The organism is Arthrobacter sp. zg-Y1116 (assembly GCF_024385485.1).
In the GTDB taxonomy this organism is placed as follows: Bacteria; Actinomycetota; Actinomycetes; order Actinomycetales; family Micrococcaceae; genus Arthrobacter_B.
In genome coordinates, this window is sequence record NZ_JANFLR010000002.1 from 582,770 (window position 1) to 607,620 (window position 24,851).

Consider the following 24,851-nt stretch of genomic DNA (forward strand, 5'->3'; position numbering starts at 1 on the left):
TCCTTGCGTTTGAGGGGCTTGCATTGCGCCCCTTGTGCTGCCTGACCCCGTCAGTGTCCGATCCCGGCGTGTGCGGTGCCGTGTGCAAGGCCGGCAAGGTCAGCCCGCAGCCGGGGATTGGTGATGCGGGCGGCCAGCAGCGGAATAGCCGTTTCCACGGCCGAGTCCCCCAGCGCCGCCCGGAAGGAATAGGCCCGGACGGTGAGCTCGTCGTGCCCGTAGCGGCTGGACAACTCGCTGAGCTCCCGTGCGTACACGAGTGCCAGCGGGGGATCCGAATGCAGCGCAACCGTGCAGGCGAATTCCAGGTTCCGTCCCCGGAACCAGCGGTACCAGGGGTCGGGGCGCAGCCCGCGGCGGATCCACTCTCCCGCAGCAGCCCGGTCGCCGGCAGCCAGCAGGACCCGGGCCTTGGCCTGGAACGCCGAGTCCAGATAACAGCGGTCCCCGAATGCCTCGGCCAGCGCGACCGCGTGGTCGGCCAGCTCCGCCGCTTCCGCCGAAGCGCCGGAAAGCAGATATGCCTCGCTTCTCAGGGCCTCCACCAGCGGTCGGAACGCGGTCCAGTGCTCACTCGCGAGGAGCATCAGGGACGCGTCGAGTTCCTCAGCGGCGGTGCGGTGCTGCCCGGTCAGCAGGTATAGCCGGCCCAGCATGGCACGGGCGAACGCTGCCTGCCGGAGGTTGCCGCCGTCGGTGCTCAGGCCCGTCGATGTGGCCAGCGCTTCGGCGGCTGCGGGATAGTCAGCGGTATCGGTGGCCAGCATTCCGCGGACGCCCAACACCCTGGCCGTTTCGTCCGCCAGTCCGGCCGCCGACGCCAACGCCAACGCCCGGGCCAGCCAGCGAATCCCGCTCGCCGGGAAGCCGCGCTGCACGGCGAGGAATCCCAGTTCCCGGTAGGCGGCAGCCTGCACGGCAGGGCTGCCGTCCGGCCCGGAGAGGGACACCACGCGGTGCATCAGGTCGGCGACCTCGGCGCCGCGGCCGCCGGCACCGTGGATCAGGGCTCCCGCCAGGGCCAGAAGTGCCTCGGCCTGCAGCTGGCGGTTCCGGGTCCGTTCGGCCAGGCCGCCGGCCACCCGCAGGTGCGCCAACGCGGGCGTGGCGGCACCGGCGGCGAGGCAGGACGCGGCCGCTTCCAGATAGGACCTGACAGCGACGGCGGTGGCCGGCAGGGCACTGATCCTGACATCCGGGGCGGCCAGGGCCTGCTGGACTTCAGCGGGCATGCCCAGGCCAAGGTGTTCGGCAAAAAGGCGGGTGCACCGGGCGGCCTGGTCCCGGGCTCCGCTGCGGTCCCCGCCGGCCAGGAGGGCGCGGACAAGCTGGGCATGGAAGTCACCGTTCAGCGGGTCCAGGCGAACGGCCTGCCCGGCGAACTGCACGGCACTGCCGGTATCGCCGTCGGCGAGGGCAGCCAACCCCTTTTCGTAGGCCGCTGTTTCAACGAAGTGCCGCAGCCGGTGGCGTTCCACGGTCAGCCAGGTATCGAAGCCGGGGCAGTCAGCGAACTCCAGCCGCTCAAGGAGTTCGGCGGACCCGGTGTCCGCTGACCAAGGTGCGGCGGTATCGGCGTCGCAGGACGACGACGGCGGCAGCCGCAGGATCAGCGGGTCGCCCTGCAGCACCGAGCCCGGGCCCAGCACGCGGCGCAGATCCGACAGGTGCCAGCGCAGCGCCCCGAGCGGATCCCCGGCATCGGGAAACAGCATCGCGGCCAGCTGGCCGCGCGGAGTGGGAATGCGGTGCAGCAGCAGATAGGTGAGCAGCCCCCAACCCTTCCGGCCACGGGGCTGCCTCCCGTCACCGGCTGGGCACTCGATCGACGGCGGCCCCAGGAGGCGCACCCTAATCCCAGCCATGCACCACACTGTAGGACCCGGTCCGGCTGGCCGAAAGGCCGGGACGCAACCAGACACGCGGCATCACCGCCGTCGGCTGAACGGCTGCTGGCACTGAGGCGGCCCCGCACTCCGGCGCCAGGAAAATTCTTCTCTGCTGTCGATATCCATCCTGCCCGTTCGACGTCATAGTAGGAGGCGCATCAGCACCTTCCATAAAACAAGCAGCAAGGAGAGTGCCATGAAGTACATGTTCATCATGCGGGCCACCGACGAGGCGCTGCAGGCGTCCAAGGCCATCCCGTTTGAGCAGATCATCAACCAGATGGGTGCCTACAACGAGTCGATGATCAATGCCGGAGTGATGATCGGAGGCGAAGGCCTGGCGGACGTCTCCGAGGGCAGCGGGTTGGTGGTGGATTTCTCCGAGGATCCGCCGCTGGTCACCGACGGCCCCTACGGTGAAACCCACGAACTCTTCAACGGATTTTGGATTGTGCAGGTGGGCTCCCGTGAGGAGGCCGCGGAGTGGGCCAGCCGTGCGCCGCTTGGTCCCGGGTCCAAACTCGAGGTCCGGCGCGTGAATGAAGCTGACGATTTCGCCGACTTTGCGGACAACGAATACATCCGGAAGGAAGAGCTGTGGCGTCAGGAAGAGGAGAACCTGAACGCGGAGAACAGATAGCCGTGGATTCCGCGGCAGCAGTCCGGGGACGCCTCGATGCCCTGTGGCGCATCGAAGGCGCCCGGATTGTGGCTGCCCTGGCCCGGGTGACCGGCGACGTCGGCCTTGCCGAGGACGCCGCGCAGGACGCCGTCGCCGAGGCCCTGGTCACATGGAGCGGAACCGGCATTCCCCGCAACCCCGGTGCCTGGATCAGTACGGTGGCCAAACGCCGGGCCATCGACAGGTGGCGGCGGGCCGAGCGGCTTCAGGACCGCTACGAGATGCTGGCACGCCGGGCGCAGGACGAGGCAGCCCCGGAGTGGGACCCGCTGCCCGATGATGTGCTTCGGCTGCTGTTCACGGCCTGCCATCCGGTGCTCTCCACGGAGGCACAGATTGCCTTGACCCTGCGGGTGGTGGGGTCGCTGCGCACCGATGAAATTGCCCGGCTGTTCCTGGTCCCCGCAGCCACAGTGCAGCAGCGCATTGTCCGGGCCCGGAAGACCCTGGCGGCGGCCAGGGTTCCCTTTGAACCGCCGGAGCCCAATGAGTGGACGCCGCGGCTGCGCGGGGTGCTGCATGTCATCTACCTGATGTTCACCGAAGGGTACGCGGCGACCAGCGGCGAGAACTGGACCCGGCCGGACCTGGCGAACGAAGCGCTGCGGATCGGAAGGGTCCTCGCCGGGCTGGTCCCCCGGGTACCGGAAGCACAGGCGCTGGTGGCCCTGATGGAATTCTCCGCCTCCCGCTTCGCCGCCCGCACCGGTCCCGGCGGTGCGCCCGTCCTGCTGGCGGACCAGGACCGCACCCGCTGGGACCGGGCGCAGATCCACCGCGGCGTCGCTGGCCTTGCCCGTGCCGACGGGCTGTCGGAGGAACTCGGCCGCGCACGCGGGAGCTATGCCCTGCAGGCCGCTATCGCGCAGTGCCACGCCACGGCCGCACGGCCCGAGCTCACGGACTGGCCCCGCATCGTGCTGCTCTACGAAGCACTGGGCCGGCTCTCCCCCGGTCCCGTGGTTGAACTGAACCGGGCGGTGGCAGTGTCCATGGCGACAGGCCCGGAAGCTGCCTTGGCCATCGTGGACCGCCTGGCGGCCGAAGGTGCACTGCGGGGATCCCATCTGTTGCCCAGTGTGCGGGCCGAGCTGCTGGCAAGGCTCGGCCGGACGGACGAGGCCCGGGCCGAATTTTCCGCTGCCGCAGCCCTGGCCCGGAACCGCCGCGAACGGGAGGTGCTCGAACGCCGGGCCGCCGCCCCCTGAGATGTCAGCTGTGCCACACCCGTTGGTAGAGTCCAGGGAACGCATAAACGCCGCATACCCGAAGGACCGCCTTGACCGCTTCCGCACAGCCGTTCCACGCCGACCCGATGAAGGATCCGCACTGGTGGCGGCAGGCCGCCGTCTACCAGATCTATCCGCGCAGCTTCTCGGATTCGAACGCAGACGGCCTCGGTGACCTGCCCGGCATCACGGCCAAGGTTCCGTACCTTGCGCAACTGGGGGTCGACGCCGTCTGGCTGAGCCCGTTCTACCCCTCGGCGCTCGCGGACGGCGGGTACGACGTCGACGACTACCGCGCCGTCGATCCGCGCCTGGGCGGCCTGGACGACTTCGATGACCTTGCCGCGGCACTGCACTCCGCCGGCATCAAACTGATCGTGGACATCGTCCCGAACCACTCCTCCAACCGCCACGCCTGGTTCCAGGAAGCGCTGGCGTCCCCCAAGGGCTCCCCGGCCCGCAACCGGTACATCTTCCGGGACGGAACAGGACCCGGCGGAAGCCTGCCGCCCTCGGACTGGCAGTCTGTCTTCGGCGGCAGCGCCTGGGAGCAGGTGCCGGACGGGCAGTGGTACCTGCACCTGTTCGCCCCGGAACAGCCCGATTTCAACTGGGAGAACCCCGAGGTGCGCGCGGAGTTCCTCACCACCCTGCGCTTCTGGTCCGACCGCGGCGTGGACGGCTTCCGGATCGATGTGGCCCACGCACTGGCGAAGGACCTTACCGAGCCCCTGGCAGCCAGCGCCGAGCTGACGCCGGAAGGTGACGGTGTCGACGGCGGCCACCCGTTCTGGGACCGTGACGAGGTCCACCAAATCTATGCCGAGTGGCGGAAGCTGTTCAACGAGTACGATCCTCCGCGCACGGCGGTTGCCGAGGCCTGGGTGCATGCCTCGCGCCGCGGGCGGTACGCCAGTCCCGAAGGCCTGGGCCAGGCGTTCAACTTCGACCTGCTCCAGGCGGACTTCGATGCCGCCCGGTTCCGGGAGGTCATCACCGCCAACCTGGACCAGGCCGCTGCCACCGGCGCCTCCTCCACCTGGGTGCTGTCCAACCACGACGTCGTCCGGCACGCCACGCGGTACGGCCTGCCGCCCGCTCCGGCAGGGAGTAAAAAAGGACAGGACGGAAAAGCGTGGGTCTTCTCGGGCGGCACCGAACCGGCGCTGGACCGTGAGCTGGGCCTGCGCCGGGCGCGGGCCGCCACGCTGCTGATGCTCGCGCTGCCGGGTTCGGCTTACCTGTACCAAGGGGAGGAACTGGGCCTGCACGAAGTGGCGGACATCCCGGACGCAGGCCGGCAGGATCCAACGTTCCACCGCAACGCGGGTGTGGACAAGGGCCGTGACGGGTGCCGGGTACCCCTGCCCTGGACCGCGGACGGCCCGTCCTTCGGCTTCGGCACCGGCTCCGCCCATCTGCCCCAGCCCGGCGACTTCGCGCGGGCTGCCGTCTCCGCCCAGGAGCAGGACGGGGACTCGACCCTGCATTTCTACCGCCGTGCCTTGGAGCTGCGCGGAAAGCAGCAGGGTCCGGAGGAACTGCTCTGGGTCCGGAGCGCGGCTACCGTGCTGCACTTCCAACGGCCCGGCGGGTGGCAGAGCATCACCAACTTCGGCGGTGCGGCCATCGAACTGCCGGAAGGGTCCGTGCTGCTCAGCAGCGGCGCACTCGAGGGCGGCCTGCTGCCGCCCGACACCACCGCCTGGCTGGCCTAGTCCGGACCCCGGACCCGGGACCTGTTGTGCCCGGCACCTGTTGACGGGGACGGCCGGGTGGCTAACGTGGTGGGGACGGCATTCCCGTATGCCGGCCGGTACTGATGATCAGCCCGTACGTCAAAGGAGGTCCGTCATGGACCCGATCCCCGGTATCAACGTTTCAGTTCCGCCCAGCGGCCCGGGCTGTGTGGAATGCGCCGAGCAGCAGGGGTGGTGGTACCACCTGCGCCGGTGTGCCGAATGCGGGCACATCGGCTGCTGCGACAGCTCCCCCGGGCAGCACGCCACCCTTCACGAACAGCAGTCCGGGCATCCCGTGATCCGCAGCTTCGAACCCGGGGAGGACTGGTTCTGGAACTACGCGGAGTCCTCGGTCTTCGTGGGGCCGGAGCTCGCCCCGCCGGCCCACCACCCGAACAGCCAGTCTGTTCCCGGGCCAGCTGACCGGGTGCCGCCGGACTGGCAGGAACTGCTGCATTGAAACGCCGGGACGAGGCTGACAGGTCTACACTGTAAACATGACTAGAACCTACATTGTGACCGGATCCGCCTCCGGCATCGGAGCAGCAACCGCCGCCATCCTGAAGGAGCGCGGCAACACCGTCATCGGCGTCGACCTGCGCAACGCCGACGTCGAAGCGGACCTGAGCAAGCCCGAGGGCCGCTCCGCCGCCGTCGCGAAGGCCGTGGAACTTGCCGGCGGGAACGTCGACGCAGTCATCGCGTGCGCCGGCATTTCCGCCCCGGCACCCATCACCGTTGCCGTGAACTTCTTCGGCGTCACGGATTTCCTGACCGAACTGGCCCCGACCCTGGCGAAGAGCAGTGCCCCGCGCGCCGCCGTCGTCAGCTCCATGGCGAGCCTGCAGCCCAACTCCCCCGAACTTGTCGACGCCATGCTCGCCGGCAACGAGGAGGAAGCCCTGCGGATCGGCCAGGCGCTTGCCGACAACGGCCCCCAGACCGGCTACCTGAACTACCCGTCCAGCAAGCGGGCACTGAGCCGCTGGGTCCGCCGCGAGAGCATCACCCCCGCCTTTGCCGGCGCCGGGATTCCGCTGAACGCGGTTGCACCGGGCACCGTGCTCTCCGCGATGACGCGAGACCTGCTGTCCACCCCTGAAGGCCGGGCCATGGTGGACGCCAACGTGCCCATGCCGCTGAACGGCCACTCGGAACCGGAAGTTATTGCCCGCCTCCTGGTCTGGCTGACCTCCGAAGAGAACACCCACACCACGGGGCAGACCATCTACACCGACGGCGGCGCCGACGCCACGCTGCGCGGCGACGACATCTGGTCCTAACCAACCCAACCGCCCTTCGGCGGAACCGTTGGCGCCGGTGAGGACTACCTCCCGGCGCCGGCGGCTCGCCCGGCGCAGTGCGCCCGGCCGCAGTAAGACCTGGGCCGGCGCCCCCGCGGGGATCGGCAACCAGGAACTGGAACCGCCCCTGCCACCGACCGCACCGCCCACACCGCCCCGCCCCACGCCCGCGGGATGCCGGTCCGGCACGGTCGGCAGAACCATCACACGCACGAACAGTGCCGGCACCATCAGTGCCGGCTGGCTGATCAGCCCGATACGGCCTGCAGCCGACGTCGTCCCCCTGCACCCGCCGCGAAGCCGTGCGCCGGCACGGAACCTACGCAGCAGACGGGCTGCGCCCAGGCCACTCCCCTGTCTTTGCCCGGCCCGGGCCGGGAAGCTCCAGTGCGCGCATTTCACCCAGCCGGTCTTTTTCTGACATGATGTTGGTATGTTCCCAACACGGTGTTGGCAACATTTCCAGCAATCCACCAAGGGGTTCCGATGTTCCTAGCGCTTCGAGAGTTGCGTTTTGCCCGGGCCAGGTTCGGACTGATGGGTGGCGTCGTCGCCCTCATCGCCGTTCTTATGGTCCTTCTATCCGGCTTGTCCTCCGGACTCGTCAACGACGGCGTGTCCGGCCTGAAAGCCATGCCAGCCACCGCCTTCGCCTTCAACGAGGGCACCAAGACCGACAATGCCTTTTCCCGCAGCGTGGTGGACGAGCACCAGGCCGCCGTCTGGGCCGAGCAGCCCGGCGTGGAAGAGTCCGCACTGATGGGCACCGCCATGATGAATGGCACCACCGGCAACGGCACCCAGGTTGACCTGGCCTTGTTCGGGATCGAGCCCGGTTCCTTCCTGGCCCCGACCGTCGGCGAGGGCCGCAGCATGGCCGCCCCGAACGAGATCGTGGTGTCCGCCACCGCAGCCGAAGAAGGCCTGCACATCGGCGACGTCGTCACCCTGGAGCGGATCGGCGTCGAGCTGACCGTAGTGGGCTACACCGACGGCCAGGAGACTTTCGGACACGTTGACCTCGCCTACCTCCCGCTGGACACCTGGCAGTACCTGGCCAGCGGACAGAGTGCCCCCGGAACGCCGACCACTGACACCATGTCCCGCGTCGACTTCGACACCGCCAGCACGGTTGCCCTGAAGGCAGCCGACGGTGCGGACATCGATTACGCCGCCGGCGATGAAGCCGCCCGAACGGTCACCTCGACCCTGGCGGAGTCCTTCAACGCCTCCCCCGGCTACTCCGCCGAAACCATGACCCTGGAAATGATCCAGATCTTCCTGTACGCCATCTGCGCCCTCGTGGTCGGAGCGTTCTTCACGGTCTGGACCATCCAGCGGAAGCATGAACTTGCGGTGCTGCGCGCCGTAGGCGCCTCCACCGGCTACCTGCTGCGTGACGGACTGCTCCAGGCGGCCATCATCCTGGTGACCTCCACCGTCGTCGGCATTCTCGCCGGCCTCGCCATGGGGGCCGGACTGAGCGGTACGGCCATGCCTTTCGCGCTTGAGGCCACTCCCATCGTGACGGCCACGGTCCTGACGATCGTCCTGGGCCTGGTGGGCGCCGCCCTGGCCATCGTCCGGATTTCCCGCGTAGATCCCCTTGCAGCCCTTGGAGGACAGAGATGAGCACCGCCACTGAAGAACGCACCCCCGGCACGCGTACCGGCGGACTGCTGATCGAGTCCGCAAACCTCGCCCTGGGCGACGGTGACAGCACGGTGCAGGCCCTGGATAACGTGTCGCTGACCGTCCGGCCCGGTGAGATGGTCGCCATCGTCGGCCCGTCCGGCGCCGGAAAATCCAGCCTGCTGGCCGTGGCCGGGGCCCTCACCACCCCCGATTCCGGAACGGTCCGGGTCAACGGTGTGGATCTGGGCACCTTGGGCAAGGCGGCCCGGGCCCGGTTCCGCCTGCAGGAGATCGGCTTCGTGTTCCAGTCCGGGAACCTGATTCCGGCACTGAATTCGGTGGAACAGCTGCGCCTGATGCAGAAGCTTGCCGGAAGCCGGGACACGCTCGATCCGCTGGAGCTCCTGGCGGCAGTGGGCATGGACCACAAGGCCCGGAGCCGTCCGGACCAGCTGTCCGGCGGTGAGCGCCAGCGCGTCGGCATTGCCCGCTCGCTGGTAAACCGGCCCTCGCTGCTGCTTGTGGATGAGCCCACTGCAGCACTGGACCGCGCCCGCAGCCAGGACGTGGTTGCCCTGCTCGCCCGGGAAACCCATGAGCGCGGCGTTGCTACAGTTATGGTGACGCACGATCACGACGTCCTGCACCATTGCGACCGCGTCGTCGAGATGGTGGATGGTCGCCTCTCAAGCTAGCCAGAGCACGAACAGGAGGGCATAAGTGCCCCGAATTACTGCCCCCACGGTGGCCGAACACCGGGCGGCACAGCAGCGGGCGCTGCTTGATGCGGCACGCACCCTCCTGGCCCGCACGGGCGAGGCCCCCAGCATGGCCGAAGTGGCCGCGCTGGCGGGCCTCGCCCGTCCGAGTGCCTACCAGTATTACAAGTCCCGCCAGGACCTGCTGCACGCCCTGGTGCTGGATGTGTTTCCGCGCTGGACCCGCCGGGTGCGCGAGGCCATGGATGCGGAACCGGATCCCGCAGACCGCATCCTGGCGTACGTCCTGACCAACATCGCGCTCGTCGCAGAGGGTGAACACGCCGTCGGCAATGCGCTGGCCGCCGTCGCCCCCGGCGAGGAACTGAACAACCAAAGTGCCATGATGCACCGCCAGCTGCTGACCCCGCTGATGGACACGCTCACGCTTCTTGGGGTGCCGGAGCCGCAGGTCACTGCCGAACTCATCAACGCCATCGTGCACTCGTCCACCCGGCTGCTCGAATCCGGGACCGCCCGGGAGACAGTCGAGGAGCGCGTCCGGGAGCTCCTCGGCCCCTACGTCCGCGACAAACGCTCCACCCATCCCGCCCGGGAGGACTCCGCATGACAGACACGACCGTTCGATCCGCAACGGCCGTCCGGACCTGGCCCTGGGTTCTCGCTTCGGACCTCGTCCTCATCGTCGTTTTCGCCGCACTCGGCCGGCAAAGCCACGAACACGGCTTGGCCATGCTCGGCATCCTCACCACCGCGCTGCCGTTCCTGCTGGCCTGCCTGCTCTCCTGGGCGGCCATGCGCGCCTGGCGGCGTCCGGCACGGCTATGGCCCGACGGCGTCGTCATCTGGCTCGGAACCGTAGCCGCCGGCCTGGGTATCCGTGCGCTGGCCGGCGGCGGCACCGCCGTCAGCTTCCAAGTAGTCACCCTCGCAGTGCTCGGGGTGTTCCTGCTCGGCCAGCGCGCGGTGTGGACAGTGATTTCCCGCCGCCGGCGCCGTTCCATCCACTAGGCTCAAAGAGAGCACCACTCGACGCAACCGCATTAAAACCCCACCGCATTTAGACGCCACCGCATTTAGACGCCACCGCATTTACAAGCCACCGCGCTAGAAGACCCGCAGGGAAGGCCCTCCATGATCACCGCTTTCGTACTCATCCAGACCGACTCCGCCAGGATCCCGGAATGCGCCGAGGAAATCTCCGAGATCGACGGCATCAGCGAGGTCTACTCAGTGACCGGCGAATGCGACCTGATTGCCATCGCACGGGTGCAGCGCCACGAGGACCTCGCCGATGCGATTGCCAACCGCCTGTCCAAGGTCGACGGCGTGCTCGGAACCACCACGCAGATCGCGTTCCGCGCCTACTCGCAGCATGACCTGGACGCGGCGTTCTCGCTGGGCTTCGACAGCTAGCAAACCCCGGCGGCCTGACCGCCGGAGCTTACTGCGTAACGGCCACCCAGCGGTCCAGCGCTGCCTGGGCCGCGCCGCTGTCAATCGACTCGCAGGCACGGACCAGGCCGCGGGACAGCCGGTCGATCAGCGGGCCGTCCGCCTCGCTGTCCAGGGCCACCAGTGCCGCTGCCGCGTTCAGTACGACGGCGTCCCGCACCGGTCCCTTGTCCCCCGCCAGTACGCTGCGCACCACTGCCGCATTCGCGGCGGCGTCACCGCCCCGCAGATCCTCCAGCGTGGCCCGGCTGATCCCGAGATCCAAGGGATCCACTACGGACTCCTCTACGGCCCCGTTACGGACTTCCCAGACGGTAGAGACGCCGGTGGTGGTCATCTCGTCGAGCCCGTCGTCGCCGCGGAACACCAGGGCGCGCACACCGCGCCTTGCGAGCACGCCGGCCATCAGCGGTGCCAGCCGGGCGTCTGCGACACCAATGGCCGAGGCGCTGGGGTTGGACGGATTCGTCAGCGGCCCCATGAAGTTGAAGGCCGTGGCCACCCCCATCTCGCGGCGGGGCACGGCGGCGAAGCGCATGGACGGGTGGAAGACCTGGGCAAAGCAAAACGTGATGCCGGCTTCAACAGCAGCCTGCGCCACCCGCTCCACGGACAGATCCAGCCGGACCCCCAACGCTTCAATGACATCCGCGGATCCGGAGGCCGACGACGCAGCACGGTTTCCGTGCTTGACCACCTTCGCGCCCGCACCGGCACACACGAGTGCAGCCATGGAGGAGATGTTCACGGTGTTGTGGCGGTCCCCGCCGGTGCCCACGATGTCGAGGGTCTCCCCCGGGATGTTAATGGGCCGGGCGCTGGCAACCATGGCCTCGACCAGCCCGGTGAGCTCATCGACGGTTTCGCCCTTGGCCCGCAGCGCCACGAGGAACCCCGCAATCTGCGAGTCCGTGGCGTTGCCCGCCATGATGGTGGCCATCGCCCATCGGGTCTGCTCGGTGGAGAGGTTTTCGCCTCCAATGAGGGCATTAATCAGGCTCGGCCAGGTGTCACCGGAACTCGGAATCGTAGTCACACACCCTAGGTTATCTACGTTTCGTAGAAAAAGCTGATTTCTTTCTGCGAGGCCTATTTCCGCGCCAATACAGGGATCCGGGGCGCCGTGGCCGACTTTGGACGCGCCGTCGGCCCTGATCTGTTGGAGAACTGGGCAGTTTTACCGCCATAATGTCTATGTGACAACAGCGACCCATGCCCCCAGTACCCCGGCTCACCCCACGCTGAACCGCCCCAATATGGTTTCCGTAGGAACCGTGGTGTGGCTCTCCAGCGAACTGATGTTCTTTGCTGCCCTCTTCGCCATGTATTTCACTCTCCGCTCGGTCTCGAGCGAACTGTGGGCCATGGAGACCGAGAAGCTGAACGTTCCGTTCGCTTTCGTGAACACGGTGATCCTTGTTTCCAGCTCCTTCACCTGCCAGTTCGGCGTCTTCGCCGCAGAACGACTCCAGGCACGCCGCACCGGAGGGCTCCTGAAGTTCTCCCGTTGGGGCATGACTGAGTGGTTCCTGCTGACCTTCGTACTCGGAGCCATCTTCGTCTCCGTACAGGCCTACGAATACGCCATGCTCGTCTCTGAAGGCGTCTCCCTCTCGTCGAACTCCTACGGTTCCGCGTTCTACCTCACCACCGGTTTCCACGGCCTGCACGTGACCGGCGGCCTGATCGCGTTCCTCTTCATCATCGGCCGTGCCTACGCCGCCAAGCGCTTCGGACACTTCGAAGCAACTTCGGCGATCGTAACCTCGTACTACTGGCACTTCGTTGATGTGGTCTGGATTGCCCTGTTCGTCATCATTTACTTCCTCAAGTAACACTGCTTGAGGATCGCACCCCACGAAATACTTCAAAGTGGCACAAGTTTCCCAAAGACCACATAAGTTAGGAACTACGAAGTGAAGGCACTATCGCAAAGGCGGCGTCATCCCCTCGCAGCAGTCGCGCTGCTGCTGCTGGGACTCCTCGTTACGGGTGGTCTCTATGCCGTAGCCAACGGAGCCAACCAGGCCCAGGCGGCTACCACCACGTACACTGCCGAAGACGTCAGCGAGGGCGAGAAGCTCTTCGTCGCCAACTGTGCAACGTGCCACGGCATTGAAGCCACGGGCACCGAAAACGGTCCTTCGCTGGTAGGCGTCGGCGCAGCATCGGTCGACTTCCAGGTCGGCACCGGCCGCATGCCGATGGCCATGCAGGGCCCGCAGGCCCAGCAGAAGCCGGTCCAGTTTGACGAAGACCAGACCGCTGACCTGGCTGCCTACGTTTCCAGCCTCGGTGCCGGACCTTCGGTTCCGGACTCGGAATACCTTGAGCCGGACACCACAGACGAAGAGGCAGCCGCCAACGGCGGTGAGCTCTTCCGCGTGAACTGCGCCATGTGCCACAACGCAGCAGCTGCCGGCGGTGCACTGACCCGGGGCAAGTTCGCTCCGAGCCTGGACGGCGTCAGCGAAAAGCACATCTACGAGGCCATGGTCACCGGCCCGCAGAACATGCCTGTCTTCAGCGACACCAACATCACTCCCGAGGACAAGCAGGACATCATCACGTTCCTCAAGGACATCGAATCCAGCGGCTCCCCCGGTGGAGCCCAGCTGGGCTCGCTCGGTCCGGTCTCCGAGGGTCTGTTCATCTGGACCGCTGGTCTGGGAATCATCATCGCTTTCACCATCTGGTTGACCTCCCGGTCTTCCTAACCACAGCCGCGCTCACCTCCACGGGTGACATCACAGTTACATATAGGTCTATAAATGCAGTTTTCAGAGAAGGATGAGGGGGATCATGGGCGACCATAGTCACGGCAGTCCGAACACCTCGGGCACCGTCGCTACGGCTGGCCAGGGAGATGAGGAGAAGTTCCAGAATCCGGGACTTCCCCCACACCGCCCTCGTCTAGCCGACACAAATCCCCGCGCCGAAAAGCGGGCAGAGCGGCAGGTGGCGAGCCTGTTCATCGTGTCGATCATCGGCACCATCGTATTTTTCATCGGGTACTTCAGCATCCACCTGGATGATGCCAGCATCGCTGAACTGCGGCTGCAGAACATCCTCCTGGGACTCGGCACCGCGTTCGCGATGCTCGGAATCGGCGTCGGCATTGTCCACTGGGCAAAGACGCTTATGCCGGACCACGAGATCACCGAAGACCGTCACGAGATCCGTCCTGAAGAGGACCGCGTGGTCGCGGAGAAGATGGTTGGGGACATCATCGAGGAAACGGGCATCAAGCGCCGTCCCCTGATCCGCAACACTCTCCTCGGCGCCATGGTCCTGGCACCGCTGCCGGCCATCGCCGTCTTCCGGGACCTCGGCCCGCTTCCGGGCAACACCCTTCGCCACACCATGTGGAAAGAGGGAACCCGCCTGGTGCGCGACCCCAGCGGCACGCCCATCAAGGCTTCGGATGTCACACTGGGCTCTGCGTTCCACGTCATCCCGGACGGTCTGAACGATCTGCCCGAGCACAAGCTTGAGGAAAAGGCCAAGGCAGTTGTCCTGCTGATGCGCCTGAACCCCGAGGACCTGAATCCCTCCCCCGGACGCGAAGACTGGGCAGTGGACGGCATTGTCGCCTACTCCAAGATCTGCACGCACGTTGGATGCCCGGTTGCCCTTTACGAGCAGCAGACGCACCACCTGCTGTGCCCGTGCCACCAGTCGACCTTCGATGTCACGCAGGAATGCAAAGTCATCTTCGGACCGGCCGGGCACGCACTGCCGCAGCTGCCGATCGAGGTCGACAGCGAGGGCTACCTGGTCGCCCAGCGTGACTTCGAAGAACCTGTCGGACCGAGCTACTGGGAGCGTGGCTGATCATGAGTGTTCCCTCTGCCACGCCTTACGAGGCCAAGACCCGTCTGGGACGGGTCACCAACTTTGTTGACTCCCGCGTCAACGGTTCCGGCATAGTCAAGGGGCTCGGCCGCAAGGTCTTCCCCGACCACTGGTCGTTCATGTTCGGCGAAGTTGCGCTGTACTGCTTCGTCATCCTGCTGCTGACCGGAACGTTCCTGACGTTCTTCTTCGATCCGTCCATGGCGGAAACGCATTACGAAGGCAGCTACGTACCGCTGCGCGGCGTCGAAATGTCCGTGGCCTACGAGTCCTCCCTGAACATCTCCTTCGATGTCCGCGGCGGCCTCTTCATGCGCCAGGTACACCACTGGTCGGCCCTGCTCTTCGTAGCAGCCGTCTCGGTGCACATGCTCCGCGTGTTCTTCACCGGTGCTTTCCGCAAGCCCCGCGAACTCAACTGGGTGGTGGGCGGCGTCCTGCTGATCCTGTCCCTGGCTGCGGGCTTCACCGGCTACTCCCTCCCCGATGACCTGCTCTCCGGCAACGGCCTGCGCATCATCGACGGCGTCATCAAGTCGGTCCCGGTGGTAGGCACCTACATCAGCTTCTTCCTCTTCGGAGGTGAATTCCCCGGAACCGCGATTATCGGCCGCCTTTACATGCTGCACATCCTCCTGGTTCCGGCGCTGATCCTGCTGATGATTGCCATCCACCTGTTCATGGTGGTTATCCACAAGCACACGCAGTTCCGCGGCCCCGGCCGGACCAACAACAACGTTGTCGGCTACCCGGTCGGCCCGGTCTACGCAGCGAAGGCCGGCGGCTTCTTCTTCATCGTCTTCGGCGTGATTGCGATCATCGCGGGCTTCTTCACCATCAACCCGATCTGGAACTACGGTCCCTACGATCCCTCCCCCGTGTCCGCCGGTACCCAGCCCGACTGGTACATCGGTTGGGTCGACGGCGCCCTGCGCCTGATGCCCGGATTCATCGGGGCGTTCCCGCTGGAATGGGTCATCCCGTTCCCTTGGGGCGATAACACCCTGTCGCTGAACGTGCTGCTCCCGGCCCTGGGCCCGGCAGGCCTCGTCTTCACCCTGCTCTTCGCATGGCCGTGGATCGAAGCCTGGCTGACCAAGGACAAGCGGGTCCACAACCTGCTGGACCGCCCGCGCAACGCGCCGTACCGCACCGCCGTCGGCGTTGCAGGCATCACGTTCTACTGCGTCATGTGGGCTGCTGCCAGCTCCGACCTCATCGCCACGCACTTCCACGTGTCGCTGAACGATGTGACGTACTGGCTCCGCGTCCTGTTCTTCGTCGGTCCGATCCTGGGCTTCATCATTGCCCGCCGCATCGCCCTGGCGCTGCAGCGCAAGGACCGCGAGATTGTCCTTCACGGTGTTGAGAGCGGACGTATCGTCCGTCTCCCGCACGGTGAGTACATCGAGGTGCATGAGCCGCTCGACGAGTACAAGCGCTACCGCCTGGTGGACTTTGACTCCTACAAGGCACTCCCGGCCCAGCCGGACGCCAACGGCAAGGTCTCCCGGAAGGAGAAGCGGCGCGCGAAGCTGTCCCGCTTCTTCTTCGAGGACCGCGTTGCTCCGGTGACGCCGTCCGAACTGGAGAACGCGCATCACCACGAATCGCCGTCCGAGGTTGCAGCCAAGGCTGACGACCAGGCATCGATCGAACAGCACTAACCGCAAGGCAGTGCAGAAGAGGGCCCGACCGGATCATCCGGTCGGGCCCTCTTCTTTTGTTTGTCCCTCGGCAATGCGCCGGCGGGCGGATAACGCGGTTAGGCCAGTGTGAAGGGCCGCTTGGCCGGAAGCGGGTACCGCTGCTTCAGTGCGGAGAGATCCGCCACGGGCGCCGCTCCGATGGTGAGCTTGGTGAAGTCGAGCAGCGGATCCCGCAGCACTACCTTCAGGCCTGCAACTGCCTTGTTCACGTCCGGGACCAGGCAATAGATATTCAGCTTCCGCGGTGCGAATTCCGTGTGGTCCACCTCCCCCAGTCCCCGCCACAGGAAGTACGAGGAAATGGCCTGGGTGGCCTTGTGCTCGAGGTAGCGGTCCCGCTCGGTGCCTTCGGCGGTCTTGAGCGCGTACTGGACGATGACCCAGTGCTGGTCCGCCGGATCAATCTCCGCGTACCCCTCTTCCTCCGAGGTGACGGCAAAGGCGTGCAGCAGGCCCTCCGCGGCTTCCGGTGCCACCTCCTGGACCTTGGCCGAGCCTTCGTAGCCCACGGGTCCGGAGGAAAGCATCAGCTGCCCTTCGTCCTCGTCATAGAGCGCCTCACGGAAGTGGAGCACCCCCGCCTCGTCGCGCTTGTACATCCGAATGGTGACCATCGTGGTGTTCCTCTTCCTGCTGTGGGGTCTTGGCGGGGGCTGCGAGCCCCCCTGGGCGGCGCTCAGGCGTGCGGGCGCCGGCGTGGGTGGTAAGAGCGTGGGGTGCGGACTCCGGGCCGCTGCAACGGCACCCAGAGCTTGTAACGGTCCGCCCGGTAGTAGGACACCGAATAGTCGACCATCGCCCGCGAGACATAGGCGTGGCGCTGGATCTTCAGCACCGGTGCTCCGAGCTCAACGTTGAGCAGGCGGGCGATGGAGGCCGAGGCGGCCGTTGCCTCAATGGTGTCCTCGCCCCACTCCATCACCAGCCCGTACCGTTCGCTCAGCACGTTGTAGAGCGACGTCGGCGGCTCTTCCTCGAGAATCCCCGGCACGTAGTGTGCGGGGATAAAGTTCTCATCGACGCTCATCGGTTCGCCGTCCGCCAGCAGCTGCCGCCGGAACCGCACGACGGGCTGGCCCGGCTCGATCTGGAGTTCACGCGCCACCAGCTGCGAGGCGCCGATCTGCTCGAAACTCAGGACGTGTGCGTCAGGGACCATGCCGCGGCGGTGCATTTCCTCGGAGTACGAGGTCAGCTGGACCTGCAGGTCCATCTTCGTCCGTGCCACGAAGGTCCCCAGCCCGACGACGCGCTCAAGCACGCCGTCCGCCACCAGGGCATCCACGGCCTGGCGGATGGTCATGCGGGCTACGGAGAAGTGTTCGGAGAGCTCACGCTCCGAAGGGATGATTTCCCCTGCCCCGGCATGGGTTTCCACGAAGCGGCGGAGGATGCCTTGGAGCTGTAAGTGCTTGGCGACGCCCGTGCCGGGATCGATGCCCTCGGTTATCAGGCGCAGCCGGTGATTGCTCACCCGCGGTATCCCGAGCGAATGAACGGACCCGTAACGTGCATGTTTCTATTCCGCCCCTCCGGCTGGGAAATACTGCTGCCGTCTAAGGATACCGGCATCCCGCACCGCCCCTCCCCTGCCGCGCTCCTTGTCCTGCCGCGGCGGGCCAAGGCAAAAAGGAAGGACCCGCAGTCTCCTGCGGGTCCTTCCTTTTTTATGCTGTTATGCGGTCCCTAGTGGGCGTGGTTTCCGCGGCTGTATTCGAATACCCAGCCAACCAGTGCGACAACGGCCAGGCCGGCGCCGATGTAAAGGATCCACCAGCCTACTGCCATGCCCAGGAAGCCGATAGCGGCAGAGGCACCCAGCAGCAGCGGCCACCAGCTCCACGGGCTGAAGAAGCCCTGCTCGCCGGATCCTTCGTGGATCTCGGCGTCCAGGCGGTCCTCGGGCCGGGGGCCGACGCGCTTGCCGGTGAAGCCGATGTAGTAGGCGATCATGCCGGACATGCCGCCGGTGAGGAAGAGCGCCAGATAACCGACGGGCTCCATCCAATCCACCATGTAGCCGTAGACAACACCGACGACGATGAAGAACGGCGTCATGTAAGCGAAGAGCTTAGTCTCAACCTTCATTAGACTTTTTCCTTCCGGTCGCCGGGGCCGAATACCTTGGCAGCGGCGGAATCGTCAGTGACGTGCTGCTGCAGCTCGGGGTGGTGCAGGTCCAGTGCCGGACGCTCGGAACGGATCCGGGGCAGCGAGGTGAAGTTGTGGCGCGGCGGCGGGCAGGAAGTTGCCCACTCGAGCGAGCCACCGAAGCCCCAGGGGTCATCCACTTCAACCTTCTTGCCGTGGCGCCAGGTGATGTACACGTTCCAGAAGAACGGGATCATCGAGGCACCCAGGACGAAGGACGCGATGGTGGAGAACTGGTTCATCGCGGTGAAGTTGTCTTCCACCAGGTAATCGGCGTAGCGGCGCGGCATACCCAGGACACCCAGCCAGTGCTGGATGAGGAAGGTGCCGTGGAAGCCGATGAACAGGAGCCAGAAGTGGATCTTGCCCAGGCGTTCGTTGAGCATCTTGCCGGTCCACTTGGGCCACCAGAAGTAGAAGCCCGCGAACATTGCAAACACCACGGTGCCGAAGATGACGTAGTGGAAGTGCGCCACCACGAAGTACGTATCCGAGACGTGGAAGTCCAGCGGCGGGGAGGACAGGATGATGCCGGTCAGGCCGCCGAAGAGGAACGTAATGAGGAAGCCGATGCTCCAGAGCATGGGGGTCTCGAAGGTAATGGACCCCCGCCACATCGTGCCGATCCAGTTGAAGAACTTCACGCCAGTAGGCACCGCGATCAACATCGTCATGAAGGCGAAGAACGGCAGCATGACTGCGCCGGTCACGTACATGTGGTGCGCCCAGACCGTCACCGACAGTGCGGCGATGGCGATGGTTGCGTAGACCAGGCCCTTGTAGCCGAAGATCGGCTTGCGGCTGAAGACCGGGAAGATCTCGGACACGATGCCGAAGAACGGCAGCGCGATGATGTAGACCTCGGGGTGGCCGAAGAACCAGAACAGGTGCTGCCACAGGATGGCGCCGCCGCGTTCCGGATCGAAGATGTGAGCTCCGAAGCGCCGGTCGGCGCCGAGGGCGAACAGTGCAGCGGCCAGGGGCGGGAACGCCATCAGGACCAGGATGGCCGTCACGAGGGTGTTCCAGGTGAAGATCGGCATCCGCCACATGGTCATGCCCGGGGCACGCATGCAGATGATGGTGGTGATGAAGTTGACGGCACCAAGGATGGTGCCGAAGCCGGACAGTGCCAGGCCGAAGACCCAGAGGTCTCCGCCCACGCCCGGAGAGAAAGTGGTGCTGGAGAGCGGGGTGTACGCAAACCAGCCGAAGGACGCAGCGCCCTGCGGCGTAATGAAGCCGGCAACGGCAATGGTGCTGCCGAAGAGGAAGAACCAGAACGCCAGGGCGTTCAGCCGCGGGAACGCGACATCCGGTGCGCCGATCTGCAGGGGCATGATGACGTTCGCGAAGCCGGAGAACAGCGGGGTGGCGAACATCAGGAGCATCACGGTGCCGTGCATCGTGAAGAGCTGGTTGTACTGGTCCTTGGTCTGCAGGATCTGCATACCGGGCTCAAACAGCTCCGCGCGGATGACCAGGGCCATCACGCCGGCGAGGCAGAAGAAGATAAACGAGGCGATCAGGTACATGTACCCGATGGTCTTGTGGTCAGTGGACGTGATCCAGCTGACAACGATTCGTCCCTTGGAGACGGGTACTACGCGAGGCGCAACCCTGGTGCCGGAATCTTCCGAAGTGTATTCGAGAGTAGTCATGACGTCACCTACTTCCTAACTTCGCTAGATTCTGAGTTGTACTGGCGGTCGTAGTCCCCGTCGACCTGCCCGCTGGGCAGGGTCTCTACGTAGTCGTTGTAGGCCTCTTCGGTGACAACCTCGACGTTGAAGAGCATTTCGGAGTGGTACTCACCGCAAAGCTCGGCGCACTTACCGTCGAAGGTGCCGGTCTTGCCGGTTTCGAGGGTAATGACGTTGGTGCGGCCGGGGTAGACGTCCATCTTCTGCAGGAATGCAGGCACCCAGAAGGAGTGCTGGACGTCGCGGGTGTTCAGCTGCAGCTCGATGGTCTTGTCGACGGGGAGCACCAGCGTGGGGAACTCATCCTGGTCGACTTCCTGGCCGTCAAGGTTGACCTGAACGCCCTGGTAGTACTTGTCTTCGTTGACATAGTTGAAGTCCCAGGACCACTGCTTGGCGCGCACATCAATAATGACCCGGTCCGGGTCATCGCTGGTTGCATTGATCGCCTTGATGTCCTGGTTGGTGAAGTAGAACAACACCAGAACCATGAACAGCGGCACGGCCGTGTAGAAAATCTCCAGCGGCAGGTTGTAGCTGAGCTGGCGCGGGTACCCGGTCTCGTTCTTGCGACGGCGGTAGGCAACCATGCACCACAGGATCAAAGCCCAGGTGAGGATACCAACAGCCAAGGCAGCGATCCACGAGTTGACCCAAAGGTCAATGATCCGGCCGGTGTGGTTAGTGGTGTCGCGGTCCGTCGGCAACCAGCCCGTTTGAGCCTCCGATGAACACCCCGATAAAAACAACGCGCCGGCCGACGTTACGGCTGAGATCTTTAAGATCCTGGCGCGTCGGCTGCTGGTTCGGTCCTGCGAACTCACAGACGGCCCTTCCTCTTGTTGCGTGCAAGTGCTGTCCGCACGGGGACAAAAAAGTTCCCGGTTACGGACATTAGTTTTACTACTACGTGTAGAGCTTACCCGTACGCGCGGCGATCCAGTGACAGATCACCGCCGCGCCGGGCGTTTAATGCTCCTGTTACGGGCCGTCGCAGCCTTGGCTCCTAGTGGAAGGAATCTCCACAGGCGCATGAGCCGCCGGCATTGGGGTTGTCGATGGTGAACCCCTGCTTCGAGATGGTGTCCTCGAAGTCGATCGACGCGCCGGACAGGTAGGGAACGCTCATCTTGTCCACGATGACCTCGACGCCGTCGAAGTCACGGACGGCGTCGCCGTCGAGGACGCGTTCGTCGAAGTAGAGCTGGTAGATGAGTCCCGAGCAGCCTCCGGGCTGGACTGCCACACGGAGACGGAGGTCGGTGCGGCCTTCCTGCTCCAGCAGGCTGCGGACCTTCTGTGCGGCTACATCCGACAGCAGTACTTCGTGTACGGGCAGCTCGGCCTCTGCTGCGGCGGTCTTGTTTTCGCTGGTGGAAACGCTCATAGTTTCTCTCTTTCCTCAGCTGGTCTTTCCGCGTGCACGCCTTGAATCGCCTGCCGCGGGCCGGACCAGTGTCTCAATGGTACGTCTGCTGACCCCCAACGATCTAACAGGTGCCGGGCCTAAAAGAATTCCCGCCCGGCACCTGCTTTTGTCCTGTTTCCTAGCCGGCTACGGCACCAAGGCGGGCAAGGAGCAGCGCTTCGGCCAGGATCGCGTTCCGGAAGTCGCCCAGGTCCAGCGACTCGTTGGCGCTGTGGGCGCGCGAATCCGGATCTTCGACGCCGGTGATCAGGATCTGCGCCTCCGGGAACAATTCGACGAGGTCCGAAATGAACGGGATGGATCCGCCCATGCCCGATTCCACCGGCTGCACCCCCCACGCCCGCTCCAGGGCCCACAGCGCGGTGCGTGCGGCGCTGGCGCTGGTGTCGGTTGCGAAGGCGTTGCCCTGCTCCCCCGGCGTGAAGGTGACCTTGGCGCCGAAGGGAGCGTGGGCCTGGACGTGCGCGTCGACGGCTGCCATGGCTTCCTCCGGGCTCTGCCCGGGGGCCAGGCGCAGGCTGAACTTCGCGCGGGCCTTCGGCTGGATGGTGTTGGAGGACATCGCCACGGTCGGCACATCTATGCCGATGATCGACAGGGCGGGCTTGGTCCACAGCCGGGAGGCAATGGAGCCCGTTCCGGCGAGCCGGACGCCGTCGAGCAGCGACGAATCGGCACGGAAGTCCGCCTCGGGGTAGTCCACCGCGGCGTCGTCGCCGGACACGAGTCCGGCGATGGCGACGTCACCGGCGTCGTCATGGAAGGTCGCAATCAACCGGGCCAGCAGGGTGGGCGCGTCCAGCACCGGACCGCCGAACATCCCCGAGTGCACGGCATGGTCCAGCACCTGGACCTCGACCGTGCCGTCCACCAGCCCGCGCAGGCTCGTGGTGAGCGCCGGTACGCCTACCTTCCAGTTGCCCGAATCGGCCACCACAATGACGTCGGCGCGCAGCAGGTCCTGGTAGGTCTCCAGGAAGGTGCGGAAGGTCGGGGATCCGGCTTCTTCCTCACCTTCGATGAACAGGGTGACGCCGACGCCGGACTCCTCCCCCAGGACATCTTCCAGGGCACGCAGCGCACCGATATGCGCCATGATGCCGGCCTTGTCATCAGCAGCGCCGCGGCCGTAGAGCCGTCCGTTGCGCTCTTCGGCGGTGAACGGGTCGGACTCCCAGAGGTCCGGGTCCCCGGGCGGCTGGACATCGTGGTGGGCGTACAGCAGGACGGTGGGCGCGCCGGCCCGGGCGGGACGGCGGGCGACGACGGCGGGGCCGCCGGGCGTGCCGTCGTTGTCAACGCGCAGCACCTGGACGTCTTCGATGCCGGCTTCGCGGACCAACTCGGCGACGGCGGCGGCACTGCGGTTGAGGTGCTCGGGATCAAAGGAGTCCCACGCGATGCCCGGAATGCTCACCAGGGACTTGAGCTGCTCGACGGTCCGCGGGAAATCCGCGGCCACGCTGGCACGGAGGGCGTCTTCGTGGACGTCCGCGGATGAGGGATTTGCGTCTGGAGTGGGGTTGGAAGTCATAGCCAAAACCCTACAATCTTTCACGGTATCCTTGGGATGTGTTCGGACGAAAGAAAGAAGCGCCCACCGCGCAGGAAACTGTGGACCAGGCAGCTGCCGCTGACCAGGCAGCCAACGTACGGGTGGGCAAGGGAGCCCCGACGCCCCGCCGCAAGGACCAGGTAGCCGCCCGCCGGCGGCCGCTGGTGCCTGATGACCGGAAGGCGGCCAAGGCTGCCAACCGCGAGGCACTCCGGGAGGAGCGGCTGAAGACCCGCCGCGCGCTGGACACCGGCGAGGAGCGTTACCTTCCCCTTCGGGACAAGGGCCCCAACCGCCGGTTTGTCCGCGACATTGTCGATGCCCGCTGGAACCTCGGCGAATTCATCATGATCGCTGCGCTGGTGTTCGTCCTGTTCAGCTTCATCCAGAGCGTCGATGTCCAGCTGATTGTGATGGCTGCGTTCTGGGTACTCATCCTTTTGGTCATTGCGGACAGCTTTATGCTGCGCCGGCAGATCCGGAAGCGCTTGACGGCCAAGTTCGGCGGACCCAATCCCGGTGATGTCTGGTATGGGGTTTCCCGGTCCCTGCAGCTGCGGCGTTTCCGCCTGCCCAAGCCGCAGGTCACCCGCGGCCAGTACCCTTCCTAGGTTTTCCAGGACAACTTCCGTACGAAAATGAAAGGGCCGCCCGCGGGCGGCCCTTTCATTGCTTTAACGCCGGGACCGGGCCAGGCCCCGGTTGATCCGTGCCGCCCAGAAAGGACCCTCATACAGGAACGCGGTGTACCCCTGCACCAGGACCGCACCGGCGTCGAGTCGCTCCTGCACATCGGCAGCCGTTTCCACTCCCCCGACGGAAATGATGGCCGGGCCGTCCTGCCCCAATGCGGTGCGGAGCCGCCGCAGGACCTCGAGGGACCGTTTCTTCAGCGGTGCACCGCTGAGCCCGCCGACGCCGCAGGCAATGACGCGCTCCGGGTCCGTGACCAGGTTTTCCCGGGTGACGGTGGTGTTGGTGGCGATCACGCCGTCCAGCTTCAGGGCCAGGGCGAGCTCGGCGACGTCGTCAATGTCCGCGTCGCTCAGGTCCGGGGCGATCTTGACCAGCAGCGGGACGTGCCGGCCGGCGACCTGGTCCGCGGCGCTGCCCACCTGGGCCAGCAGCGGGCGCAGCGTGGAAATGTCCTGCAGCAGCCGCAGCCCGGGCGTGTTGGGTGAGCTGACGTTTACGGCGAGGTAGTCCGCGTGCGGGGCGAGGGCCCGGGCACTGGCGAGGTAGTCCTCAACGGCGTCCGTGAGCTCGACGGTCTTGGTCTTGCCGATATTGATGCCGATGACGGGGGGCGGCGTCCCGAAGGCTTTTGCCAGTCCCTTCCGGGCTTTGTCCAGGCGGGGGGCCACCGCGGCGGCGCCGTCGTTGTTGAAACCCATCCGGTTGATCACCGCCCGGTCCTCGACCAGGCGGAACAGCCGCGGCTTCGGATTGCCCGGCTGGGCGGAAGCGGTCACGGTACCCACCTCCACGTGTCCAAAGCCCAGGTTGCAGAGGGCAACAATGCCCGAGCCTTCCTTATCGAATCCCGCCGCCAGCCCGAACGGGGAGGGAAACGTCAGGCCCAGCGCCTCGGTCCGCAGTACCGGGGCAGGGCGCATCAGGCGGCGCAGTACCGGACCGGCCGGGGTGCGGGCGGCCGCGCGGATCAGGACAAAACCGATCCGGTGGGCCAGTTCGGGATCCATGCCGGAGAAAACGAGCCGGAAGAAGGTGGGATAGATGCGCATACGTCAAAGATTCCAGAACCGGCACCGCGTTCCAAACCCCAACCGCAAA

Annotated in this window: 25 protein-coding genes; 15 read left to right on the forward strand and 10 right to left on the reverse strand. The window is 65.9% G+C overall.

Translation table 11 applies throughout. The features are described 5' to 3' along the window. Nucleotides 1–50: 50 nt before the first annotated feature. The gene (locus NNX34_RS09435; protein ID WP_255766256.1) at nt 51–1,865 is read right to left on the reverse strand and encodes a BTAD domain-containing putative transcriptional regulator; all 1,815 of its coding nucleotides are present in this window, start codon (nt 1,863–1,865) and stop codon (nt 51–53) included. 220 nt (nt 1,866–2,085) lie between these two features. On the opposite strand from NNX34_RS09435, the gene NNX34_RS09440 reads away from it, so the two are divergent. The 10 genes from NNX34_RS09440 (at nt 2,086) to NNX34_RS09485 (ending at nt 10,616) form a co-directional block, all read left to right on the forward strand. Next, nucleotides 2,086–2,529 carry a YciI family protein gene (locus NNX34_RS09440; RefSeq protein WP_255766257.1) on the forward strand — a complete coding sequence of 148 codons (444 nt, stop codon included), beginning with the start codon at nt 2,086–2,088 and terminating at the stop codon, nt 2,527–2,529. 2 nt (nt 2,530–2,531) lie between these two features. Then, nucleotides 2,532–3,779 carry an RNA polymerase sigma factor gene (locus NNX34_RS09445; RefSeq protein ID WP_370647265.1) on the forward strand — a complete coding sequence of 416 codons (1,248 nt, stop codon included), beginning with the start codon at nt 2,532–2,534 and terminating at the stop codon, nt 3,777–3,779. A 107-nt stretch (nt 3,780–3,886) separates the two neighbouring features. Continuing rightward, nucleotides 3,887–5,518 carry a glycoside hydrolase family 13 protein gene (locus NNX34_RS09450; RefSeq protein WP_255766591.1) on the forward strand — a complete coding sequence of 544 codons (1,632 nt, stop codon included), beginning with the start codon at nt 3,887–3,889 and terminating at the stop codon, nt 5,516–5,518. 136 nt (nt 5,519–5,654) lie between these two features. Continuing rightward, complete coding sequence (locus NNX34_RS09455) at nt 5,655–6,002, forward strand: UBP-type zinc finger domain-containing protein (protein ID WP_255766258.1); 348 nt, start codon at nt 5,655–5,657, stop codon at nt 6,000–6,002. 37 nt (nt 6,003–6,039) lie between these two features. Then, on the forward strand, nt 6,040–6,825 hold the full coding sequence (locus NNX34_RS09460) for an SDR family oxidoreductase (protein ID WP_255766259.1): 786 nt from the start codon (nt 6,040–6,042) through the stop codon (nt 6,823–6,825). A gap of 507 nt (nt 6,826–7,332) precedes the next feature. After that, nucleotides 7,333–8,478 (forward strand): ABC transporter permease, encoded by a 1,146-nt coding sequence (locus NNX34_RS09465; RefSeq protein ID WP_255766260.1) that lies wholly within the window; start codon nt 7,333–7,335, stop codon nt 8,476–8,478. Next, complete coding sequence (locus NNX34_RS09470; RefSeq protein ID WP_255766261.1) at nt 8,475–9,176, forward strand: ABC transporter ATP-binding protein; 702 nt, start codon at nt 8,475–8,477, stop codon at nt 9,174–9,176. Before NNX34_RS09465 ends, NNX34_RS09470 begins: the two co-directional genes overlap by 4 nt. Nucleotides 9,177–9,201: 25 nt before the next feature. Then, on the forward strand, nt 9,202–9,810 hold the full coding sequence (locus NNX34_RS09475; RefSeq protein WP_255766262.1) for a TetR/AcrR family transcriptional regulator: 609 nt from the start codon (nt 9,202–9,204) through the stop codon (nt 9,808–9,810). Next, nucleotides 9,807–10,211, forward strand: a complete 405-nt coding sequence (locus tag NNX34_RS09480) for a DUF3054 domain-containing protein (protein WP_255766263.1) — start codon at nt 9,807–9,809, stop codon at nt 10,209–10,211. The genes NNX34_RS09475 and NNX34_RS09480 overlap by 4 nt, the downstream gene beginning before the upstream one ends. Before the next feature lie 123 nt (nt 10,212–10,334). Further along, on the forward strand, nt 10,335–10,616 hold the full coding sequence (locus tag NNX34_RS09485) for an Lrp/AsnC family transcriptional regulator (RefSeq protein WP_255766264.1): 282 nt from the start codon (nt 10,335–10,337) through the stop codon (nt 10,614–10,616). Nucleotides 10,617–10,644: 28 nt separating this feature from the next. Here the strand turns inward: NNX34_RS09485 and trpD are convergent, their stop codons facing one another. After that, a complete protein-coding gene (trpD, locus tag NNX34_RS09490; protein WP_255766265.1) occupies nt 10,645–11,691 on the reverse strand; it encodes an anthranilate phosphoribosyltransferase in 1,047 nt (348 codons plus the stop codon). Nucleotides 11,692–11,851: 160 nt separating this feature from the next. Here trpD and NNX34_RS09495 point away from each other — a divergent pair, with 160 nt between their 5' ends. The 4 genes from NNX34_RS09495 (at nt 11,852) to NNX34_RS09510 (ending at nt 16,177) form a co-directional block, all read left to right on the forward strand. Beyond that, the gene (locus NNX34_RS09495; RefSeq protein WP_255766266.1) at nt 11,852–12,490 is read left to right on the forward strand and encodes a heme-copper oxidase subunit III; all 639 of its coding nucleotides are present in this window, start codon (nt 11,852–11,854) and stop codon (nt 12,488–12,490) included. 81 nt (nt 12,491–12,571) lie between these two features. After that, nucleotides 12,572–13,372, forward strand: coding sequence for a c-type cytochrome (locus NNX34_RS09500; RefSeq protein WP_255766267.1), 801 nt, complete (start codon nt 12,572–12,574; stop codon nt 13,370–13,372). Between the two features lie 85 nt (nt 13,373–13,457). After that, the gene (locus tag NNX34_RS09505) at nt 13,458–14,489 is read left to right on the forward strand and encodes a ubiquinol-cytochrome c reductase iron-sulfur subunit (protein ID WP_255766268.1); all 1,032 of its coding nucleotides are present in this window, start codon (nt 13,458–13,460) and stop codon (nt 14,487–14,489) included. Between the two features lie 2 nt (nt 14,490–14,491). Then, complete coding sequence (locus NNX34_RS09510) at nt 14,492–16,177, forward strand: ubiquinol-cytochrome c reductase cytochrome b subunit (protein ID WP_255766269.1); 1,686 nt, start codon at nt 14,492–14,494, stop codon at nt 16,175–16,177. A 98-nt stretch (nt 16,178–16,275) separates the two neighbouring features. On the opposite strand, the gene NNX34_RS09515 is transcribed toward NNX34_RS09510, so the two are convergent. The 7 genes from NNX34_RS09515 to NNX34_RS09545 all read right to left on the reverse strand — a co-directional run bounded on the left by NNX34_RS09515 (nt 16,276) and on the right by NNX34_RS09545 (nt 23,036). After that, nucleotides 16,276–16,833 carry a hypothetical protein gene (locus NNX34_RS09515; protein WP_255766270.1) on the reverse strand — a complete coding sequence of 186 codons (558 nt, stop codon included), beginning with the start codon at nt 16,831–16,833 and terminating at the stop codon, nt 16,276–16,278. A gap of 62 nt (nt 16,834–16,895) precedes the next feature. Beyond that, on the reverse strand, nt 16,896–17,678 hold the full coding sequence (locus tag NNX34_RS09520; protein ID WP_255766592.1) for a GntR family transcriptional regulator: 783 nt from the start codon (nt 17,676–17,678) through the stop codon (nt 16,896–16,898). 227 nt (nt 17,679–17,905) lie between these two features. Continuing rightward, nucleotides 17,906–18,307 carry a cytochrome c oxidase subunit 4 gene (locus tag NNX34_RS09525; RefSeq protein ID WP_255766271.1) on the reverse strand — a complete coding sequence of 134 codons (402 nt, stop codon included), beginning with the start codon at nt 18,305–18,307 and terminating at the stop codon, nt 17,906–17,908. Continuing rightward, nucleotides 18,307–20,031, reverse strand: a complete 1,725-nt coding sequence (gene ctaD, locus NNX34_RS09530) for a cytochrome c oxidase subunit I (protein WP_229951841.1) — start codon at nt 20,029–20,031, stop codon at nt 18,307–18,309. The genes NNX34_RS09525 and ctaD overlap by 1 nt, the downstream gene beginning before the upstream one ends. Nucleotides 20,032–20,039: 8 nt before the next feature. Next, the gene (coxB, locus tag NNX34_RS09535; RefSeq protein WP_255766272.1) at nt 20,040–20,897 is read right to left on the reverse strand and encodes a cytochrome c oxidase subunit II; all 858 of its coding nucleotides are present in this window, start codon (nt 20,895–20,897) and stop codon (nt 20,040–20,042) included. 182 nt (nt 20,898–21,079) lie between these two features. Next, on the reverse strand, nt 21,080–21,460 hold the full coding sequence (locus NNX34_RS09540; RefSeq protein ID WP_227921490.1) for an iron-sulfur cluster assembly accessory protein: 381 nt from the start codon (nt 21,458–21,460) through the stop codon (nt 21,080–21,082). Nucleotides 21,461–21,620: 160 nt separating this feature from the next. Then, nucleotides 21,621–23,036 (reverse strand): dipeptidase, encoded by a 1,416-nt coding sequence (locus NNX34_RS09545; RefSeq protein WP_255766273.1) that lies wholly within the window; start codon nt 23,034–23,036, stop codon nt 21,621–21,623. 38 nt (nt 23,037–23,074) lie between these two features. Between NNX34_RS09545 and NNX34_RS09550 the strand changes: the two genes are divergently transcribed. Continuing rightward, nucleotides 23,075–23,668 carry a DUF3043 domain-containing protein gene (locus NNX34_RS09550; protein WP_255766274.1) on the forward strand — a complete coding sequence of 198 codons (594 nt, stop codon included), beginning with the start codon at nt 23,075–23,077 and terminating at the stop codon, nt 23,666–23,668. A gap of 63 nt (nt 23,669–23,731) precedes the next feature. On the opposite strand, the gene NNX34_RS09555 is transcribed toward NNX34_RS09550, so the two are convergent. After that, nucleotides 23,732–24,802: a quinone-dependent dihydroorotate dehydrogenase gene (locus NNX34_RS09555; RefSeq protein ID WP_255766275.1), complete on the reverse strand. Its 1,071-nt coding sequence runs from the start codon at nt 24,800–24,802 to the stop codon at nt 23,732–23,734. Nucleotides 24,803–24,851: the final 49 nt, after the last annotated feature.

Bases quoted from the DNA above. Each gene is read 5' to 3' on its own strand.
- NNX34_RS09435 (WP_255766256.1), bottom strand. From the start codon at position 1,865: ATGGCTGGGATTAGGGTGCGCCTCCTGGGGCCGCCGTCGATCGAGTGC.
- NNX34_RS09440 (WP_255766257.1), top strand. From the start codon at position 2,086: ATGAAGTACATGTTCATCATGCGGGCCACCGACGAGGCGCTGCAGGCG.
- NNX34_RS09450 (WP_255766591.1), top strand. From the start codon at position 3,887: ATGAAGGATCCGCACTGGTGGCGGCAGGCCGCCGTCTACCAGATCTAT.
- NNX34_RS09455 (WP_255766258.1), top strand. From the start codon at position 5,655: ATGGACCCGATCCCCGGTATCAACGTTTCAGTTCCGCCCAGCGGCCCG.
- NNX34_RS09460 (WP_255766259.1), top strand. From the start codon at position 6,040: ATGACTAGAACCTACATTGTGACCGGATCCGCCTCCGGCATCGGAGCA.
- NNX34_RS09465 (WP_255766260.1), top strand. From the start codon at position 7,333: ATGTTCCTAGCGCTTCGAGAGTTGCGTTTTGCCCGGGCCAGGTTCGGA.
- NNX34_RS09470 (WP_255766261.1), top strand. From the start codon at position 8,475: ATGAGCACCGCCACTGAAGAACGCACCCCCGGCACGCGTACCGGCGGA.
- NNX34_RS09480 (WP_255766263.1), top strand. From the start codon at position 9,807: ATGACAGACACGACCGTTCGATCCGCAACGGCCGTCCGGACCTGGCCC.
- NNX34_RS09485 (WP_255766264.1), top strand. From the start codon at position 10,335: ATGATCACCGCTTTCGTACTCATCCAGACCGACTCCGCCAGGATCCCG.
- NNX34_RS09505 (WP_255766268.1), top strand. From the start codon at position 13,458: ATGGGCGACCATAGTCACGGCAGTCCGAACACCTCGGGCACCGTCGCT.
- NNX34_RS09510 (WP_255766269.1), top strand. From the start codon at position 14,492: ATGAGTGTTCCCTCTGCCACGCCTTACGAGGCCAAGACCCGTCTGGGA.
- NNX34_RS09515 (WP_255766270.1), bottom strand. From the start codon at position 16,833: ATGGTCACCATTCGGATGTACAAGCGCGACGAGGCGGGGGTGCTCCAC.
- NNX34_RS09525 (WP_255766271.1), bottom strand. From the start codon at position 18,307: ATGAAGGTTGAGACTAAGCTCTTCGCTTACATGACGCCGTTCTTCATC.
- ctaD (WP_229951841.1), bottom strand. From the start codon at position 20,031: ATGACTACTCTCGAATACACTTCGGAAGATTCCGGCACCAGGGTTGCG.
- NNX34_RS09540 (WP_227921490.1), bottom strand. From the start codon at position 21,460: ATGAGCGTTTCCACCAGCGAAAACAAGACCGCCGCAGCAGAGGCCGAG.
- NNX34_RS09545 (WP_255766273.1), bottom strand. From the start codon at position 23,036: ATGACTTCCAACCCCACTCCAGACGCAAATCCCTCATCCGCGGACGTC.
- NNX34_RS09555 (WP_255766275.1), bottom strand. From the start codon at position 24,802: ATGCGCATCTATCCCACCTTCTTCCGGCTCGTTTTCTCCGGCATGGAT.